Annotated in this window: 14 protein-coding genes and 1 pseudogene; 9 read left to right on the top strand and 6 right to left on the bottom strand. The window is 37.1% G+C overall.

The features are described 5' to 3' along the window. Nucleotides 1-185: 185 nt before the first annotated feature. On the bottom strand, nucleotides 186-1,610 hold the full coding sequence (locus tag IGL31_RS12730) for a glycoside hydrolase family 1 protein (protein WP_002302703.1): 1,425 nt from the start codon (nucleotides 1,608-1,610) through the stop codon (nucleotides 186-188). Between the two features lie 174 nt (nucleotides 1,611-1,784). Here IGL31_RS12730 and IGL31_RS12725 point away from each other — a divergent pair, with 174 nt between their 5' ends. The 3 genes and pseudogenes from IGL31_RS12725 to IGL31_RS12715 all read left to right on the top strand — a co-directional run. Further along, nucleotides 1,785-2,498 carry a GntR family transcriptional regulator gene (locus IGL31_RS12725; protein ID WP_002302701.1) on the top strand — a complete coding sequence of 238 codons (714 nt, stop codon included), beginning with the start codon at nucleotides 1,785-1,787 and terminating at the stop codon, nucleotides 2,496-2,498. Between the two features lie 150 nt (nucleotides 2,499-2,648). Beyond that, a complete protein-coding gene (locus tag IGL31_RS12720; protein WP_002302699.1) occupies nucleotides 2,649-3,980 on the top strand; it encodes a PTS sugar transporter subunit IIC in 1,332 nt (443 codons plus the stop codon). Between the two features lie 261 nt (nucleotides 3,981-4,241). Next, nucleotides 4,242-4,400: pseudogene (locus tag IGL31_RS12715) on the top strand (FGGY-family carbohydrate kinase); the annotation flags it as partial. Between the two features lie 170 nt (nucleotides 4,401-4,570). Here IGL31_RS12715 and IGL31_RS12710 read toward each other — a convergent pair. Then, complete coding sequence (locus IGL31_RS12710) at nucleotides 4,571-5,419, bottom strand: SWIM zinc finger family protein (protein ID WP_002331280.1); 849 nt, start codon at nucleotides 5,417-5,419, stop codon at nucleotides 4,571-4,573. A 597-nt stretch (nucleotides 5,420-6,016) separates the two neighbouring features. Between IGL31_RS12710 and IGL31_RS12705 the strand changes: the two genes are divergently transcribed. Together IGL31_RS12705 and IGL31_RS12700 are read left to right on the top strand one after the other, a co-directional pair. Further along, the gene (locus tag IGL31_RS12705) at nucleotides 6,017-6,880 is read left to right on the top strand and encodes an AraC family transcriptional regulator (protein ID WP_086299972.1); all 864 of its coding nucleotides are present in this window, start codon (nucleotides 6,017-6,019) and stop codon (nucleotides 6,878-6,880) included. A 99-nt stretch (nucleotides 6,881-6,979) separates the two neighbouring features. After that, nucleotides 6,980-7,462, top strand: a complete 483-nt coding sequence (locus tag IGL31_RS12700; RefSeq protein WP_086299973.1) for a GyrI-like domain-containing protein — start codon at nucleotides 6,980-6,982, stop codon at nucleotides 7,460-7,462. 262 nt (nucleotides 7,463-7,724) lie between these two features. Here IGL31_RS12700 and IGL31_RS12695 read toward each other — a convergent pair whose 3' ends face one another. Further along, nucleotides 7,725-8,192 (bottom strand): Rrf2 family transcriptional regulator, encoded by a 468-nt coding sequence (locus IGL31_RS12695; RefSeq protein ID WP_002287477.1) that lies wholly within the window; start codon nucleotides 8,190-8,192, stop codon nucleotides 7,725-7,727. Nucleotides 8,193-8,314: 122 nt separating this feature from the next. Between IGL31_RS12695 and IGL31_RS12690 the strand changes: the two genes are divergently transcribed. Beyond that, a complete protein-coding gene (locus tag IGL31_RS12690; protein ID WP_086299974.1) occupies nucleotides 8,315-9,166 on the top strand; it encodes an SDR family oxidoreductase in 852 nt (283 codons plus the stop codon). A 250-nt stretch (nucleotides 9,167-9,416) separates the two neighbouring features. Here the strand turns inward: IGL31_RS12690 and nagE are convergent, their stop codons facing one another. The 3 genes from nagE to IGL31_RS12675 form a co-directional block, all read right to left on the bottom strand. Continuing rightward, nucleotides 9,417-11,375 carry an N-acetylglucosamine-specific PTS transporter subunit IIBC gene (gene nagE, locus IGL31_RS12685; protein ID WP_086299975.1) on the bottom strand — a complete coding sequence of 653 codons (1,959 nt, stop codon included), beginning with the start codon at nucleotides 11,373-11,375 and terminating at the stop codon, nucleotides 9,417-9,419. Further along, nucleotides 11,372-12,244, bottom strand: coding sequence for a PRD domain-containing protein (locus tag IGL31_RS12680; RefSeq protein ID WP_002287471.1), 873 nt, complete (start codon nucleotides 12,242-12,244; stop codon nucleotides 11,372-11,374). The genes nagE and IGL31_RS12680 overlap by 4 nt, the downstream gene beginning before the upstream one ends. Before the next feature lie 341 nt (nucleotides 12,245-12,585). Continuing rightward, nucleotides 12,586-13,458, bottom strand: a complete 873-nt coding sequence (locus IGL31_RS12675; protein ID WP_086299976.1) for a LysR family transcriptional regulator — start codon at nucleotides 13,456-13,458, stop codon at nucleotides 12,586-12,588. A gap of 126 nt (nucleotides 13,459-13,584) precedes the next feature. Between IGL31_RS12675 and IGL31_RS12670 the strand changes: the two genes are divergently transcribed. From IGL31_RS12670 to IGL31_RS12660, 3 genes are all read left to right on the top strand, one after another. After that, the gene (locus IGL31_RS12670; RefSeq protein ID WP_002325512.1) at nucleotides 13,585-14,154 is read left to right on the top strand and encodes a DapH/DapD/GlmU-related protein; all 570 of its coding nucleotides are present in this window, start codon (nucleotides 13,585-13,587) and stop codon (nucleotides 14,152-14,154) included. 66 nt (nucleotides 14,155-14,220) lie between these two features. Continuing rightward, entirely contained in the window at nucleotides 14,221-14,958 is a 738-nt protein-coding gene (locus IGL31_RS12665) for an SDR family oxidoreductase (protein ID WP_002287466.1), read from the top strand. Nucleotides 14,959-15,188: 230 nt separating this feature from the next. Continuing rightward, nucleotides 15,189-16,457, top strand: a complete 1,269-nt coding sequence (locus tag IGL31_RS12660) for a glycoside hydrolase family 73 protein (RefSeq protein ID WP_002287463.1) — start codon at nucleotides 15,189-15,191, stop codon at nucleotides 16,455-16,457. Nucleotides 16,458-17,084: the final 627 nt, after the last annotated feature.

Here is a 17,084-nt window from a genome sequence, read left to right as displayed (position 1 = left end):
TGGACGTAGTTTAAAAAAATCTTCTCAAGTTAGATTTCCAGACCTAACTTCTGAGGATCACTACATTTGTCACAGTCTCTTATACTGACAAGTATAAATGAAGTATGAAGAAAAAGTATTTGTTATTGGTATTTCTCATTATTCTTGTTTTCTAATGTGTTCACTTCAAGTGGAATTTTAGAATATTATTCAACTAACAAGTCTACATCGTATCTAAATCCATTTGTATCACTTAATTGCTTGTAAAATTCGCCACTTTTTTTAATTGTTCTTTTTTGAGTAGTAAGGTCGAGTGAAACCAGCCCATATCGGTTTTTATAGGCGTTGATCCATGACCAGCAATCAATAAATGTCCAAAGATGATACCCCTTAATGTTACATCCTTCATTTATTGCCTTCCATAAGTAAGCAAGATGATCTTTGATATACTCAATCCGATAATCATCAATTATTTGCCCTGTATCATCCATGAAACGTTCTTCATCCGCAACGCCCATTCCGTTCTCGGAGATAAATGCTTCGATGTTTCCATAATGGTTCTTGATATCCATGCACAAATCATAAATTCCTTTTTCGTAAATTTCCCATCCCCGGTATTCGTTCATTCGTCGTCCAGGCATGATATGTGGTTCGAAAAACCACTCTGGTAAAAATGGACTAGATGTATCCACCATAGAAGAACGAGATTTGACGCGACGTGGCTCGTAATAGTTTAGTCCAAGAATTTGAGCGGTATTTTCGTAGATACATACAAGATCTTCTTTCGTATAATCTTCAGGAAGCTGATTATATTCTTGTAATAACAGGATAAGCTTTTTAGAAAAATTCCCTTTAACCATAGGATCTAAAAAGCTCCGCGTATAAAATAAATCAGCGATTTCTGCTGCTTTCACATCAGCAGGATTTTGACTACGAGGAAAAGTAGGACTCAAATTTAGAATAACGCCTATTTTACTAGGAAGAGCTAGTTCTTTAAATACTTGTATTGCTTTTGCGTGTGCAAGTATAGTGAAGAATGCTGCTTGCGCTCCGCGTTTAAAGTCAATGAGGTTTGGATAATGAAAATCTTCAAGATAAGTACCTAAAATAGGCCCAAGTGGTTCATTGAAGGTAAACCAATGACAAACTAAGTCACCAAATTCTTTAAAACAAGTTTCAGCGTAATGAACATAAGCATCAACTACTTCACGTGATTCCCATCCTCCTTTATCTTGAAGAGTAGCAGGCATGTCAAAATGATATAAGTTGGCAAATACTTTGATTCCGTTATTATTCATTTCGGAAAATAATTTTCGATAGAAAGAAATGGCTTTGGGATTTACTTTTCCGGTACCGCCATTTGGAAACATTCGTGCCCAAGAAATAGAAACGCGAAAGGAGTTATGCCCAGTTTTTTTCATTAGTTCTATATCTTCTTTATATTGATGGATGTGATCGGTTGTAATAGAGGAATCGATTCGTTGATAAAACCGGTAAGGTTGTTCTTTGAACCAGCGATCCCAGATAGTCTCTGCTTTTCCTGTTTCCCCTTTTCCTTCTGCTTGCTCAGCTGACCAAGCGGAACCCCACCAAAAATCATCTGGAAAAGTTAGCTTTTTCATAGTTGTCATAATTTTTTTACCTCCTGTTTTCACTTAATGATAACACCGCTTACAACTTAAAGTAAATAGTTTTGTTTAAATATATATATCTTTTTTATTGTGTGTATAATTTTGATGTGGATTTTATCGGTTTATTTATGTTAAAGTATAGATGAAGATATGTTTTTGATTGGAGGGTCACCATTGAAAAAAATTGCGAAGTATATGGAAATTTACTTAGATATAAAGAAAAAAATTGTAAATGGAGAGTATAAAATTGGTGAGAAACTTCCTACAGGAGATGAATTGGCAGTTATTTATCATACAAGCAAGTTAACAGTAAAGAAAGGCGTAGACTTACTTGTTTCCGAAGGAGTTTTGCGAAGTAGAAGTGGGTATGGGACTGAAGTCGTCAGAACACCAATTGATAACTCACGAGTTCTTGGTCCAAACGAAGGTTTGTTTAGCGTGGTTGGTGAAGAACACGTAGATTCAGAAATCCATACTTTCTCAATTGAACTTCCATCGAAAAAAGTAGCTGATAAATTAAGTATCAGTGTAAAAGACTATGTATATAATATTGTACGAAGCCGTTTTATTGATTGTCAACCATACTCGATTGAGCAAACATTCATGCCATTAGCAGTCATACCAGGCTTGGAACCAAAACATTTAAAGAAATCTGTATATGCTTATATCACAAATGAACTGGGTCTGGAAATAAAGACTTCGCACATACGTATCAAAGGAGATACTGCGAATGAATTTGACGCAAAAATATTAAAAATAGATCCAGGTGAATTTATGATTGAGATAGACAAAGTTGTTGCTCTATCGTCTGGTAAACCTTTCGAGTATTCGGTATCGAGACATTTATATCAAGACTTTGTTTTTGAAGCTGTTTTTGTTGAAAAATAAGCTCGGGAAAATTATTTTTTTCAGAGCTTATTTTTTTATACTAAAAAAAGATATATATATTTAATTAAAAGTATTTACTTTTTTTGATAAGTGATGTATTATTTGGGTGGAAAAAGTAATCGATTACAATAAGCATAAAGGAGAAAAAATATGGGCAAAAGTAGCAGGAAGGACATTGTATTTGAAAAATTTGGTATAGTTGCGACTAAGTTGGGGAATCAGATCCATTTAAGAACTTTGCGAGATGCGTTTGCTACATTTATGCCATTTATGATGTTAGCAGGATTTGTGACACTTATTAATTCAGTGATCTTAGAACCAACAGGATTCATGGGTGAAATTGTCGATACTAGTACATTGACCACGTTACAACAAATTGGTACTTCAATTGCCAATGGTACATTAAGCATAACTACATTATTAGTTGTAGCAGCAGTATCTTATCATATGTGTGCAAGCAGAAATTATACAAATCATATTGCAGCGGTATTAGTTGCTATTTCGACATTTGTTGTATTAACACCTATGCAGATGATGTTTACTCCTGAAAATGCGGATAAAGCTGTTGAAGTGACGGGTGTGATACCTATATCCTATACAGGAGCTTCAGGAATGTTTGTAGGTATATTTGTTGGATTAGCGGCTACAGAATTATTTATTAAACTTTCTAATAATAAGAAACTACAGATTCAGCTATCCGGAAATATTCCTCCCGCTGTTTTAAAGTCTTTTAATGTATTAATCCCAATCATTATTACGATTACCTCGTTTGCTTTATTGTCATTTATAATCATTCAATTGTTTAATATGGATATAAATAAGCTAATTACCACGATAGTTACAGAGCCATTAAGTAAAATTACAACTGGTTTACCAGGATTTTTGTTAATTACATCTATTGCTAATCTATTTTTTGGATTTGGTATCCATCAAGCAGTAATATCAGGTTCATTGTTAGATCCGTTTTTGATTCAGAATATGCAAGAAAATATGGCAGCTTATGCAAACAAAGAGCAAATTCCACATATTATCAATATGGCCTTTAAAGATACCTTTGCGGTAATGGGTGGATCGGGAAATACGATTGCTTTATTGATTGCAATATTTATCTTCAGTCGTAGAAAAGATTATAAGGACTTTGCTAAATTATCGGTAACTCCCGCTATATTCAATATAAGCGAACCTATTATTTTTGGATTGCCTATTGTATTTAATATCAGTCTGATTATTCCCTTTGTGCTTGCACCGATTTTTTCTTTGACAGTAGCATATTTTGCAACTGCTGTGGGATTAATTAATCATGTAGTAGTGCAAATTCCTTGGACTACGCCACCAGTTATATCGGGATTTTTAGCAACAGCCGGAGACTGGCGAGCAGCTGTTTTACAAATATTAATTATAGCCGCAAGTGTGTTTATATATTTACCGTTTTTACGAATTGACGAACACGTGACAACTAAATTAAGTGAAAATGAAACATAATTTACTATGAGATAACAAAAATTAACACAAGAAGTCGTTGGAATATAAATAGCCAGTAATTTCAATAAGGATCATATTTTTTGATAAATACGAACATGTAGAAAAACAAACATTTTTTGGTAAGGATAATCATTATTTTTCACAAGACAAACCTATCTGTGTATATACGTCTATTTAGTATATGCAAAGATAGGTTTTTGGTGGTGAAAAATAAAGACTGTTAATATTATTAATCGTTATTTTAATATTTATCTTTAAAGATTAGAGTGGTTCGACACACCTGAAAGCTGTTGTCAGTTTTTTATCCAATATACAGATGCAGTGGAACCTCTCTTACAAAATGTAGAAAAGTATCGTAAAATCTATCAACAATACCGGAAAATCTATCCAGCAACGAAGGAAATTTGTCATGACTTATAAAACAAAACGCGTACCTAATAGTCAAATGACTAATATTGGGTACGCGTTAAGTCTTCTTTACTTCATCCTTTGCATGATTCGTGTTTTTAAAGCAGGGTCTGCTGTATTTCTTGTGGATTTAGGATGGTTGTTATCGTTTACTTGCTATTTTTCATTGAAATCGTCTTTCTTTACCGTTTCTTTAGTTTTTTATCTATTTTTTTCTTTTGGTTAGAAAATTCTTTTTCCCGAAAGTCTTCTTTCAGGATTTTTATGGAGTAGCGTTTTGAATAAGAGGCGTCAGTATGATCGACTTGGCAGACGAACCAAGAGAACATTTGCCTTTTTTCTGCATGAGGTGCTTCTGCTAATAATTCTTTCCATAAATAATAACAGTCCTCTATCAGAAGAAGGGTTCGTTCATCCTCAGGCTCCCAATAGAATGTTTCGAGAGTAGCAATCACTTCATTGATCAATTCGAATGCGGGAAGATAGGCATTTTGCTGAATAAGCGATTCAACTGCTTCTTGGATGAACTTTCGCATCTCCATGATGAACTTCGCTGTTTTCCTGTTTTTGTTTTTCTTGATAATATGATCGTATTTATGGATGATAGTTGTTAATTTATCTGAATAATTTATTGCATGAAATGGCATCTTAACTTTGAAGCGTTCGATAAATTGCGGATGTTCTATAAGAATCTCTGTTAAAAGCTCCCGTACAAGAGAGGAACTAGCGGAGGAAACAAGGGACGAGAGTTCGGAAAGTGAGTAGTTGGATTTTTTTATTGGACGTTCTTCGTAAGCGAATAAGACAGCAGCCATGTGTTTGCATTTTTTTCCTTCTATGGCATATAGACAATCACAAGTCATGTTGGTCTTTTCATCCCAAGTGATCACTACCTTATAATCTTCCGTGCCAGAAACTGTTGCGGATAAGTACTTGCTTGTATAGTTCAAATGACGGACAAAACCGTGCAGATGATAGCTGTAACCGCGTTCCAAAACGTTTTCAGGAAAATACTCAAGCCAATTATTCATCTAGTTCTCCTTTCATGAAACACTTATTTATATTTAGTATAAAGAAACGTTTAAGAAAAAAGTAGCTGATTTTACATATTTGATAATCACTTTTGCTCGAATTGTCAAAAATTCATTCTCCTTTTCTTTTCTTAGAGAATGTGAGAAAAAGTAAAAGAATAGCGTGTTTTAAAGATGGAACTTTTTTTGTTTTTTATTTATCTGACAAAAATGAAGTGATTTTGTTAGAAATAAATAATTGTTCCAATTGATAAAAGAGGTATGATGTATCGCAAAGAAAAATCCAAGCAGCGTTCTGATCAGCAGTTTGAACAACAATTTGCTTTGAACAGTAGGTAGTAAGCGGATTAACTAAGGGAATAAAAGATATTTTTGCCGCTTTGTTTACTTAGAATGTGTCTTCCCCAAAATTTATTTTTCTAAAGGTAAAACATAGATAGGCAGATAATACCAATTATCCGTTACGAAACGCTGCTTGAGAATTTTCTTTAGATCCATACAACATTTTCTACATCTGACTAAATTGGTTCCTGATTCATCAAGTAATTGACTTTCTTTGATAATATGATAAAAAGGCAAGCAAGGAGGAAGATAAATATGCTTAAAGATCTGAACCAATTGATCGATTACATCGAAGAACATTTGACAGAAGGACTTTCCTATAAAATAATAGCCGAAAATACAGGAATCTCTGAATATCAATTAAAACGCATCTTTACGTTTATTGCAGGGATGTCGCTAATGGACTATATCAAAAACCGTAGATTGGCTTTGGCTAATCGCGATCTTCTAGATGGATCAAGAGTGACAGAAACGGCGTTTAGATATGGATATGAAACAGTCGAAGGTTTTTCAAGAGCTTTTCGTGATTGGTCAGGATATCTGCCTTCAGAAATCAGCAGATACGGCATACAAAAATCTTTTCCACGCTTGACATTTTTTATTGATGTCAGAGGAGGAAAATCGATGGAATTTCGTATCGAAAAGAAAGAACAGTTTTATGTGGCAGGTGTGGCGAAAAAAGTTCCTGTCAAATTTGAAGGAGTCAATCAAGAAATACAAAAGTTAGCGCAGACGATCACGGAGACTCAAAGGGAAGAGATGCATAAGTTAGGAGATTTATATCCAAATCAAGTAATCAACGTTTCTTATGGATTTGATGGAGACCGCTTGGAAGAAAAGGGCAGTTTGATGCACATGATTGGCTTTGCTACGACAAAAGAAAATTCGTACGCTGATTTAGAAATGCTTGCTATAGAAGAACACACTTGGGCCATTTTTCCTAATAAAGGGCCATTTCCCCAAACTTTACAAGATACTTGGGGGAAAATCTATGCAGAATGGCTTCCTTCTTCAGATTATGAGTTAGTCGAAGCTCCCGAGATCTCTTTTACAAAATGGGGAGAGGATTTCAGTAATGTTTACAGTGAGATTTGGATTGCAGTGAAAGCAAAAAAATAGTTAAAAAATAAAAATATCCCTAGAAAAAAGAGCGTAATCGTGTCATTTCCCTTTAATTTTATGTAAGATGAACTTAATATAATAGAAAGGGTGGGAGAAATGGCAAAGTATAGGATCGAAGAAAAACCAGATTTTACGGTGACGGGTATTGGTGTGGAATTGAAGAGCAGCAATACGGATTTTGTCGGTTTGGCTGCAGAGAAACAAGCATTTGAGCAAAAAGTTATCGGTAATGGAACAATAGATGCATTGAAACAAGCTGCTGAAAATCATTATTTCTTTACAGTCAACGAACCCTATAACGGGAAAATGATGTACTATGTCGGTGTTCAAACGAGTCAGGATGTTCCAAACACTACGCGAATCATCCCATTTCCAAAAGGAACGTATCTCGTCGTAAGCGCTTCATCGGAGTCGCCTGAAGAACTAAGGAACGATTTGACGAATACGGCCTTTGGACATGTTTTAAGAGAAGTAGAAGATTACGCCTATGTTGGGGGACCGAATGCTGTCGTCGAAATGGGTGTTATCGATGGGAAATACATTGGAGAAATCTGGATACCGGTAGTCAACAAACCATGATAATATAGAGGTCGTGAAAGTAGCGCTTTGACCTGAGCATTAGAGAGGAAAAAGGGGAAATAGCTTTCCATATTTTGCATTTTTCAGAACTAATGCCGAGGGTCAGCTACTTGAACACCGTTTATCAAGACGTCATGACTTCAGCGCTTTGACCTGAGCATTAGAGAGGAAAAAGGGGCATGACAAGGCTTTTGTCCCCCGGAGAATAAAAGAATTTATGTAGACGATTCCGATCAGAAAAATGCAGGCACAGTAGAGAGAATTATAAAAATCTCTCTACGAGGCCTGTGTTTTCTGGTCTTTTTTCTTTTTCCAAAACGGCTATTTTATGTATCAGACTATCAAGTGTGATCTTAGCCATTTCTTCTTCTGCCTTTTTCTGCAGCCGAGCGTAGCTTTCTTCTAAAGCTTCTTGGATATTCGCACCAACGACGCAATTTGGATTTGTTTTTGGATCGACTTGGATAAGCTGTGTATTACCTTCGATGCTGCGATAGACATCTAGTAAAGAAATCTGATCTGGACTTTTGGCAAGGGAAGGCTGCGGTTTTCCGGTTTTTGTAAAGATCAAACCGGATTTTTTGAGCTGACTCATGATTTTACGTACATTTGCTGCATTTGTTTCGATACTACTGGCAATCATCTCACTAGAAAGTGATCGGGTATCTTGAAACATTTCAATATAGGCAAGTACATGGATTGCATCACTAAATTGCAGAGAATACTTCATCAGTTGTCATCCTTTCATTTTTTTTGCTTGACTTATCTTACCACACTCTTTATGATAAAGGTGTAATTTATAAATGTACAGCTGTAAATCTTAACAAATAAAAAGAATAGGGAGTGGCAAATATGCATTATTTAGTAACAGGAGCAACTGGAGGTTTTGGTGGTTATGCGCTGGAATTCTTAAAAAAGATGGTTCCACAAAATGAAATCTATGTTCTAGTACGTAGTGAAGAAAAAGGAGAAGCACTGAAAGAAGCTGGATTTAATATACGTATTGGTGATTATGATGATTTAGACTCAATGAAAGAAGCGTTGAAAGGAATAGATCGATTGCTTTTTGTCTCTGGCGTTCCAGGAAATCGCCAAGCCGAACATGAGAATGTAGTGAAGGCAGCACAAGCAGCTGGGGTATCTTATATCGCTTATACAAGTTTTGCAGATGCCGATCACTCGATCAGTGTATTAGCGCCAGATCACCAATTCACTGAAAAAATGATTAAGGATTCAGGTATTTCCCATACATTTTTACGGAATAATTGGTATGTAGAGAATGAATTACCTATCATTGGGCAGGCTTTAAAAACTGGTCAATTCGTTTATGCTGCAGGAAATGGAAAAACAGGTTGGGCATTGAAACGTGAATATGCAGAAGCTGCAGCAAAAGTACTAGTAGAAAGTGACTCTCCAGAAATCTTAGAATTATCCGGCAATCTAACTGACTATGAAGAATTAGCCAAGGCATTAGAGCGTGCGACAGGTAAAAAGTTAGAAATTATTGAAGCAAGTGATGCAGCGTTTGTCGAAAATCTAAAAGAAGCCGGATTCCCTCAAGAAGCAGCTGACATGTTTTTAGCGATCCAACATGATATTAAAAAGGATCAGTTAGCTATTTCCTCTGATGATTTAGAAAAAGTATTGGGAAAACCATTAACTTCTCTTGAAGCAGCATTAAAAGAAATATTGGATCAGGAATAATGTATAAAGAGGTTGTGAAAAAGCCGATTAGTTTTGAGTATGAAGAAAAATTTTGTGAAAAAGCTGTTCTGCATCAAGTAATAAGAAGAGTCAAATAAAAAATAGCTCTTCATATGTTTCGTTTGGCTGGACTTATTACCGCGGAGTTGGCAGGAGAACGCCGTTTTTATTCGGAAACAGGAGCTGAGACAAGATTTTTGTCTCAGCTCCTGTTTGTTTATCGATAAAAAAGTCTGGGGAAGACGATGGCTCAGGCTTTGTTGGAAACAGAGCCGATTTTATCATTTGCTTTTACATCACGTGCGGGTTCGATTTCTAAGCTTTGGACTTTGTCGCCATTTGTGAATACAACGACCATATCCGTGTTTTTGCCTGCAGATTGAATAGCGGCAAGATCAACTAAAGCAATCAATTGACCTCTTGCGACTTTTTGACCTTCTTCTACATATAAAGTGAATGGTTCACCTTTTAAGTCAACAGTGTTGATGCCCATATGAAGCAAGACTTCGATACCAGCATCTGTTTGGATTCCGACAGCATGTTTCGTTGGGAAAATGTTTGTGATCGTACCAGCGATTGGAGAGAAGATTTCTCCATTTTCTGGTAATACAGCATAGCCGTCACCCATCATTTTTTCCGCGAATACATCATCTGAAACTTCAGTGATTGGAATCAGTTTCCCATTTGCGATAGCGTAAATATCTTGTTCGATCGTTCCACCGGCAAATGTTTCTGTTTTAACCACGGTGTTTGTTTGTGCAGGTCGTGCTGCAGAACCACCATGTAGTTTTGCCATCTCATCTGCAACGAATTGTACTTCTGTACCTACGATGACTTGCGCATTTTTTCCGTCGATGATCTTCATACCAGGTACGCCAGTGGCTTTGATTTTATTTTGATCGATCAGGCCTGTATCTTTGACTTGCAAACGAAGGCGTGTAGTACAGTTATCGATCGAAGTTACATTGTCGGCTCCGCCTAATGCAGCGTAGATTTTGTTTGCTTGTGCCGCATATTTATTGTCTGAATTAGTCGTTGCAGTATCGTCATCTGAAAGATCTGCTTCCTCGCGGCCAGGAGTCATCAGATGGAATTTTTTGATAGCAAAGTTAAAGCCAAAGTAGTAAATCACTGCTGTTACTAATCCTTGGACGATCAACATCAATGGCTGATTCGCAATCGGATTTTTCAAAGATAGGAAGTAATCGACAAATCCGGCACTAAAGGCAAATCCTGCTGTCCAATGGAAGAATGCACTCACTGCTAAAGAAATCCCAGTGAAAATTGCATGCAAGACATATAATGGCCAAGCAACGAACATAAATGAGAATTCAAGTGGTTCTGTTACACCAGTAAAGAATGAAGCAAAAGCTGCTGCTAACATCAAGGAAGCTGTTTTTGCTTTGTTTTCTGGACGTGCATTTCTGTAAATAGCATATGCTCCTGCTGGAAGCCCGAACATCATGATTGGGAAAAATCCAGCTTGATACATTCCTGTTACGCCTTTTGTTCCTTCAGAAGCCAAAAATTTACCAATATCATTGATTCCTGCTACGTCAAACCAGAACACGGAGTTCATTGCTTGATGCAATCCTGTAGGGATCAGTAAACGGTTGAAGAAGCCATAAAGACCTGCACCACCCCAGCCTAAACTCAAAATGAATTTAGCAAAAGAAACTAAAGCAGAGTAAACCGGAGGCCATACGAGCAGTAGCACTGCACTGATCAGCAGCATGACAAAGGCAGCCAAGATTGGCACTAGACGCTTGCCGCTAAAGAAAGATAAAGCCATCGGTAATTTTGCTTCGTGGAAACGATTATAAAGAGCTGCCGCAATCAATCCGGCAATAATACCAATAAATACGTTACTGATCTGAGCAAAAGATGGATCAACTGATTCTGGTTTGATATTCAATAAAGTAGCTACTGAATCAGTTTTTAAAACATTTACTGGAACTTCAAATGCGACCAAACCTGCCAAGGCAGCAGCACCTGATTTGTCCACTGACATCCCTAGTGCTAACCCAACGGCAAACAGCAAAGGTAATTGACCTAAAACTGCGTTACCGCCAGCTTGTAAAAAATGAGCGACAATGTCGTTACTATAAGATGCCCACCAGTTTCCGATCCCTACTAGTAGAGCAGCAGCAGGTAAGACCGCAACTGGAAGTTGAAGGGAACGTCCCATTCGTTGTAGATATGCTTTCAATTTTTTTCCTCCTCATGATTGTTAACATTTGTTTGTACGATTGCGCTTCTTAAACGCTCGATATGGATGGCCAAGTAACCCAGTTCTTCTTTCGTGATCGCGAGCTGGTATTCTTTGGTCAGCAACACACGGATTTTTTTAGAAATCTTATAGCTTTCTGGGTATTTTCGTTTGACCATTTCTACGATTTCCGTGTCTAAAACAGCATATTGTTGCGCATGGGTTCGTTGTAGAAGCAGTCGTAAATGATTCACCAGTCTTGAATAATTCAGTGAAAATGGTTCTGAATGGATATCTGTTTCCAATTCTGATTCCACTAAATGGATGATGTCAGATACAATCGTCACTTCACGGATACTGCGATGGTTATTGTTCCGACCGCTTCGTCCGCTGTGAATATGGATTGCGATATATCCTGCTTCGTCATAAGTATATGGAATCCCAAGCTCTTTTGTCAGATACTCTACTGCCCATTGAGCAATACTGAATTCATCACTGTAAAGCACTTCGATTTCTCTTAAAAGTTTGTTGCGGATGACGATACCGTTATTGATGTTCTCCGCAGAAAAAGCAATGTGGTCGGTCAAAGCGATCAATACATGTTCATTCAACTTTTCCATCAAAACAGTTTCCGCATGATCAATGATCGTTTCTGCTGCAAATAAAAAGCGTTCATCGATCTGATTAAGTAAATTTTGCAACTTGATTTGACCTTCTGGTTCCATGACAAATATCCGTTCGACATCACGATCAAAAATCAAATCATTTCTTTTTCTGTCAAATCCAATCCCTTTTCCAATAGCTACTTTTTCCTGTCCACCGTCATCTACCAATACTGCATTTTGATTAAAGATCTTTTTGATTTTCATGCGCGCACCCTTTTTGAAGATTTGGTTTTCACGTTTGCTAGACCAGTTGATTGCGGCCAAACAAAAATAGACACGAAAAACCTCCTAGGGAAACCATGTTCCTCAGAGATTTTTCATGCCTAGTATGATCTAGTCACATGAAACGAATTACTGTTAACGTAATCAATTTTATATAGACAGTTATGTTTTGTCAATTCTTTTTTTATAATTATAGTAATTTACTGGAATTATCAGAAATAAAAGGAAGGAACAAATTAAGAAACTTATGTTATTTAATCGTTGGATCTTTTGCTTATCTTATTCGTTGTTAAAAAGCTGAAAGCGAAGGAAAAAAACTCTACTTAACTGTATTTCTCCGTTAGGACATCTAAAAATTTACGAGCAGCAGGAGAAAGAGGCTGGTCTTTTTTCCAAATGAGATTCAGTGAAGCTTGTAATGGCGGATCGAGTGGGATAAATATTTTTTCCGTCCCATAAGTATTGATGATCCCATCTAGAGCTAATGCACCAAAAGTCCCGTTATCGGCCATCAAAGAAGCATTGTACAATAAGTTATATGTTCCGACGATCGATAACTGATCTATGCTGAAACCTAGCCATTCAGCTAGTTGACTGTCCACTGACGTTTGCCGGGAAATGATCAAAGGAACAGTTTTCAATTCCTGCGGATGGATGACGGTTTGCTTTGCTAAAGGATGATTCCGATGTATCAAAAGTCCCCAACGATCTTGGGCTGGCAGTCGAAATGACTGGTATTTTTGTTTGTTTGTCGGTTCGATTACGAGTCCAAAATCAAGTAATCCGCTATCCAGTTTGTCTATGATATCATCTGCATTCCCGCTATATAAATGAAACTGGATATCAGGATGCGCCTTGATCAACGAATGAAGGCTATCAGAAATGAAAGAGATTGCTTTAGTTTCGCCTCCGCCAATGTAGATTTCTCCAGAGATGATTGCGTCATTTGTTAAATTGTTCGCCGTTTTTTCTACCAACGACAAGATTTCTTTTCCTTTTGAATAAAGATATCGACCAGAATCCGTCAACTGTATCTCTCGGGAGCCTCGAGTGAAAAGTGTCACACCAAGTTCTTCTTCTAAATCTTTCAGTTGTTTTGAGAGAGTAGGTTGCGTGATATGCAGAGATTTTGCTGCTCGGCTGATATTTTTTTCTCTAGCTACTGCTAAAAAATACGTCAGTATACGAATATCCATTTTTTCCCTCCTGTTTTTAAAAAGCATACCACTAAGTATAGTTAAAAGGAATAGTTAAGTATGTTTTATAAGTATTAGACATCATAAGTCGTCCGTTATAAAGTAAGGATAAAAGGAGGGAGCAAAATGACAAGCCTCATCGAAAAACAAATCGTCAATAAAGAGATTCGAGTAACGGATCCGCTCTTTGAAGTGATCCATCAGATCCAAGCTGAAAACGAAGAGCCTTTAGCAGCGCTGAATACTGGGTACCATGAACCAGCAGATATCCGCAAACGGCTAGAAAATATCATTAGTGACAAAGTAGATGATACGGTGACTGTTCTGCTGCCTTTTTATACAGATTTCGGCAAACATATTAGTATAGGGAAAAATGTCTTTATCAATCGTCAAGCGATGTTCGTTGACTTAGGTGGCATCTGTTTAGAAGATTCAGTATTGATTGGTCCTCGTGTCAACCTCATCACGGTGAACCATCTAACCGATCCAAAAGAACGAAGAGGCTTGTCAGTAAAGCCAATCCACATCAAGAAAAATGCTTGGATCGGAGCAGGAGCAACTATTCTGCCAGGCGTAACGATTGGCGAGAATGCCATTGTTGCAGCGAATGCAACTGTTACGAAAGATGTCCCAGACAATACCATCGTTGCAGGAATCCCTGCCAAAATCGTCAAACCTGTCGAACGGATTATTTGAACAGTAAGATGAAATAAGAGATAGTGAGTATAAGCAAGAGATTTTTCAAAACAGGAGGAGAATAGAATGAATGATTTATCAGAAAAAGTGATTGTCATCATGGGCGCTTCAAGCGGAATCGGTGAAGCAACAACGAAGCTATTAGCAGAAAAAGGGGCTAAACTAGTTATAGCTGCACGCCGAGAAGATCGCCTAAAAGCAATAAAAGAATCTTTACCAGAAGCTGAGCTATATATTCAAACAGCAGATGTAAGAGATTTTGCACAAGTCCAAGCAGTTATCGATTTAGCGATGGAAAAGTTCGGTCGAATCGATGTATTGTACAATAATGCAGGAATCATGCCAACCGCTCCATTAGTTGAAGGTCACCGTGATGAATGGCAAAATATGCTTGATATCAACATCATGGGTGTGTTAAATGGAATTTCCGCCGTACTTCCAATCATGGAAAAACAAAAATCTGGGCATATCATTTCAACTGATTCTGTGGCGGGACATGTTGTTTATCCTGATTCCGCCGTTTATTGCGGAACAAAATTTGCTGTCCGTGCAATTATGGAAGGATTACGTCAAGAGCAACGGCAAAATAACATCAAATCTACGATCATCTCTCCAGGAGCTGTTCAAACTGAATTATATCAAACCATCAGCGACAAAAAGGCTGCTCTTGAACTTCATGAAGCGCAAAAAGAATGGGGATTAACATCTGAAGATATAGCTTCTGCTGTAGCATTTGCGATAGAAACGCCAGACCGGATGTCTGTCAGCAACATGATTATCCGTCCGACGACACAGGAAGTATAATCCATAACGGATAATATCCAGAGAGAATTACTTGTTAAATAGTTATTCAAACGACCATCAATTTAAGGCGTGAATGGAGAAGAATATTCTTCATTTACGTCTTTTTATGCAGAAAAAGCAAATTTATCAAAAAGAAACAAATGTTATTTAAATATGGACATTGACTTGCTTTTACTTTTTTAGTTACACTGTTATTTAGGAAAAGTTTCATAATTCAAAGGAGAAAAAAGATGAAAGCAAAGAATTTATTATTTAGCGTTATTCTTTTAGGAAATCTAGCAGTTGCCAACACAACAGTGCTAGCTGAAGAATCGACAGAAACTGTCGCAACTCAGACATCGAGTTCTTCAGAAACAGGAATTGAAAACGATACAGAGAGTACTTTGCAGTCAGCTACTGTCTCAGAAAATACAATTTCAACCGAAGAACCAACAACTGAAACAACAGAACAAACACAAACCGAAGACAGTACATCAGCAGAAGCTCAGAACAATCCAGAGAATGCAGAAGAAATCACGAACCAATTGACAGATGGGCAAACATTGACACATACCCATCAAGCAGATTTGTCTGAATTCGAAAACTATACTGGCTATGCTTTTTATGCTCGCTCATCTGCTAATTCTCAACAAGCGTTCATTGATAGTATTGCCTCAACTGCACAAAGTTTGGCAAGTGCCAATGACTTATATGCATCAGTCATGATTGCTCAAGCCATCGTTGAAAGTGGCTGGGGGAACAGTACTTTGGCTTCTGCCCCTAATTACAATCTATTTGGGATTAAAGGAAGCTATAATGGCCAATCTGTTACGATGCCTACTTCGGAATATGTGAATGGGCAATGGATTACGGTGAATGCCGCTTTTAGAAAATATCCTTCGTACAAAGAATCATTGCAAGATAACGTAACGGTATTGAAGACGACTTCTTTTCAGCCAGGCGTTTACTACTATTCCGGTGCATGGAAAAGCAATACGAACTCTTACAAAGATGCTACGGCTTGGCTAACAGGTCGTTATGCCACTGCGCCTAATTATGGTTCTACATTGAACAATGTAATCGAAACCTATAATCTGACACAGTATGATACAGCACCAACTTCAACTTCTCCGATGTATCGTCTGTATAACCGTCATACAGGAGAACATTTATATACATTGAATGCCGGAGAAAAAAATTATCTGCCAACTGTAGGCTGGGAATATGAAGGGATTGCTTGGCAAGCACCAAACAGCGGACAACCTGTCTACCGTTTATACAATCCTTACAGTGGAGACCATCATTACACAATGGCACAATCTGAGATCAACTCTTTAACAAAAATCGGTTGGCGTTATGAAGGTCTAAGTTTTTATTCTGGTGGTTCCAAGCCAATTTATCGACTATTTAATCCAAATGAAAAAACTGGTACCCATCACTATACCTTGAGTGCTAAGGAAAGAGATTGGCTAACACCGATGGGCTGGAGATATGAAGGAATAGGATTTTATGGTTATTAAAAAGAGGTTGTGACAGAAGTGGTCAGCTTCAAGAAATAAGAAGGAATTTACGAAATTGCTTTTCAAATTTTTGTGAAATCAGCGTCCTGACCTGAGTATTAGAGAAACAAACGAAAAAATAGTTCTTCATATTTTGCCGTTTTTTGAGCTAATACCGAGGGACAGCTGATTGAACACCGTGTATCAGAGGTTGTGAAAAAGCTGCCCTGCATCAAGTAGTAAGAACAGCCAAACAAAAACAGATTTTCATGTTTTTTGTTTGGTTGAACTTATTACCGCAGATGCAAGTTTTTGAACACCGTTTACTCAAAAAAGGTTGTGACAACATCTTGTCATAACTTTTTTATTACCGTTTAAGCATACTGATCTAATTTCTAATATTCGACGGGATTCTTGCAAAAGGCGATTTCGGAAATTTTTGGCGGTGTAAAATTTTCTACTGCAGAAGAGCTATCTTCTATAGTTTGATAGGAATCAATAATCTTGGTTTTAGCGTTGTGCTTTCTTTATCATTTTTTCCGTTCATTCTACAAAAAATTTCTTTTCTCTATACTTTTCTATTGAGAGCGTTTTTTTTATTACACAGCTGATTCTTTGACTTTTTTCTTTTTTTATTCTATTATTGAC

This window comes from Enterococcus sp. MSG3290 (assembly GCF_050555565.1).
Lineage (GTDB): Bacteria > Bacillota > Bacilli > Lactobacillales > Enterococcaceae > Enterococcus_B > Enterococcus_B faecium.
Note: the sequence above shows the minus strand (reverse complement) of the source record. Positions and strands in the feature narration are given on the sequence as shown.

Excerpts from the sequence above, each read along its gene's own strand:
- IGL31_RS12710 (WP_002331280.1), bottom strand. The coding sequence starts at position 5,419 with ATGAATAATTGGCTTGAGTATTTTCCTGAAAACGTTTTGGAACGCGGT.
- IGL31_RS12720 (WP_002302699.1), top strand. The coding sequence starts at position 2,649 with ATGGGCAAAAGTAGCAGGAAGGACATTGTATTTGAAAAATTTGGTATA.
- IGL31_RS12675 (WP_086299976.1), bottom strand. The coding sequence starts at position 13,458 with ATGGATATTCGTATACTGACGTATTTTTTAGCAGTAGCTAGAGAAAAA.
- IGL31_RS12665 (WP_002287466.1), top strand. The coding sequence starts at position 14,221 with ATGAATGATTTATCAGAAAAAGTGATTGTCATCATGGGCGCTTCAAGC.
- IGL31_RS12680 (WP_002287471.1), bottom strand. The coding sequence starts at position 12,244 with ATGAAAATCAAAAAGATCTTTAATCAAAATGCAGTATTGGTAGATGAC.
- IGL31_RS12695 (WP_002287477.1), bottom strand. The coding sequence starts at position 8,192 with ATGAAGTATTCTCTGCAATTTAGTGATGCAATCCATGTACTTGCCTAT.
- IGL31_RS12730 (WP_002302703.1), bottom strand. The coding sequence starts at position 1,610 with ATGACAACTATGAAAAAGCTAACTTTTCCAGATGATTTTTGGTGGGGT.
- IGL31_RS12670 (WP_002325512.1), top strand. The coding sequence starts at position 13,585 with ATGACAAGCCTCATCGAAAAACAAATCGTCAATAAAGAGATTCGAGTA.
- IGL31_RS12705 (WP_086299972.1), top strand. The coding sequence starts at position 6,017 with ATGCTTAAAGATCTGAACCAATTGATCGATTACATCGAAGAACATTTG.
- IGL31_RS12700 (WP_086299973.1), top strand. The coding sequence starts at position 6,980 with ATGGCAAAGTATAGGATCGAAGAAAAACCAGATTTTACGGTGACGGGT.
- IGL31_RS12690 (WP_086299974.1), top strand. The coding sequence starts at position 8,315 with ATGCATTATTTAGTAACAGGAGCAACTGGAGGTTTTGGTGGTTATGCG.
- IGL31_RS12660 (WP_002287463.1), top strand. The coding sequence starts at position 15,189 with ATGAAAGCAAAGAATTTATTATTTAGCGTTATTCTTTTAGGAAATCTA.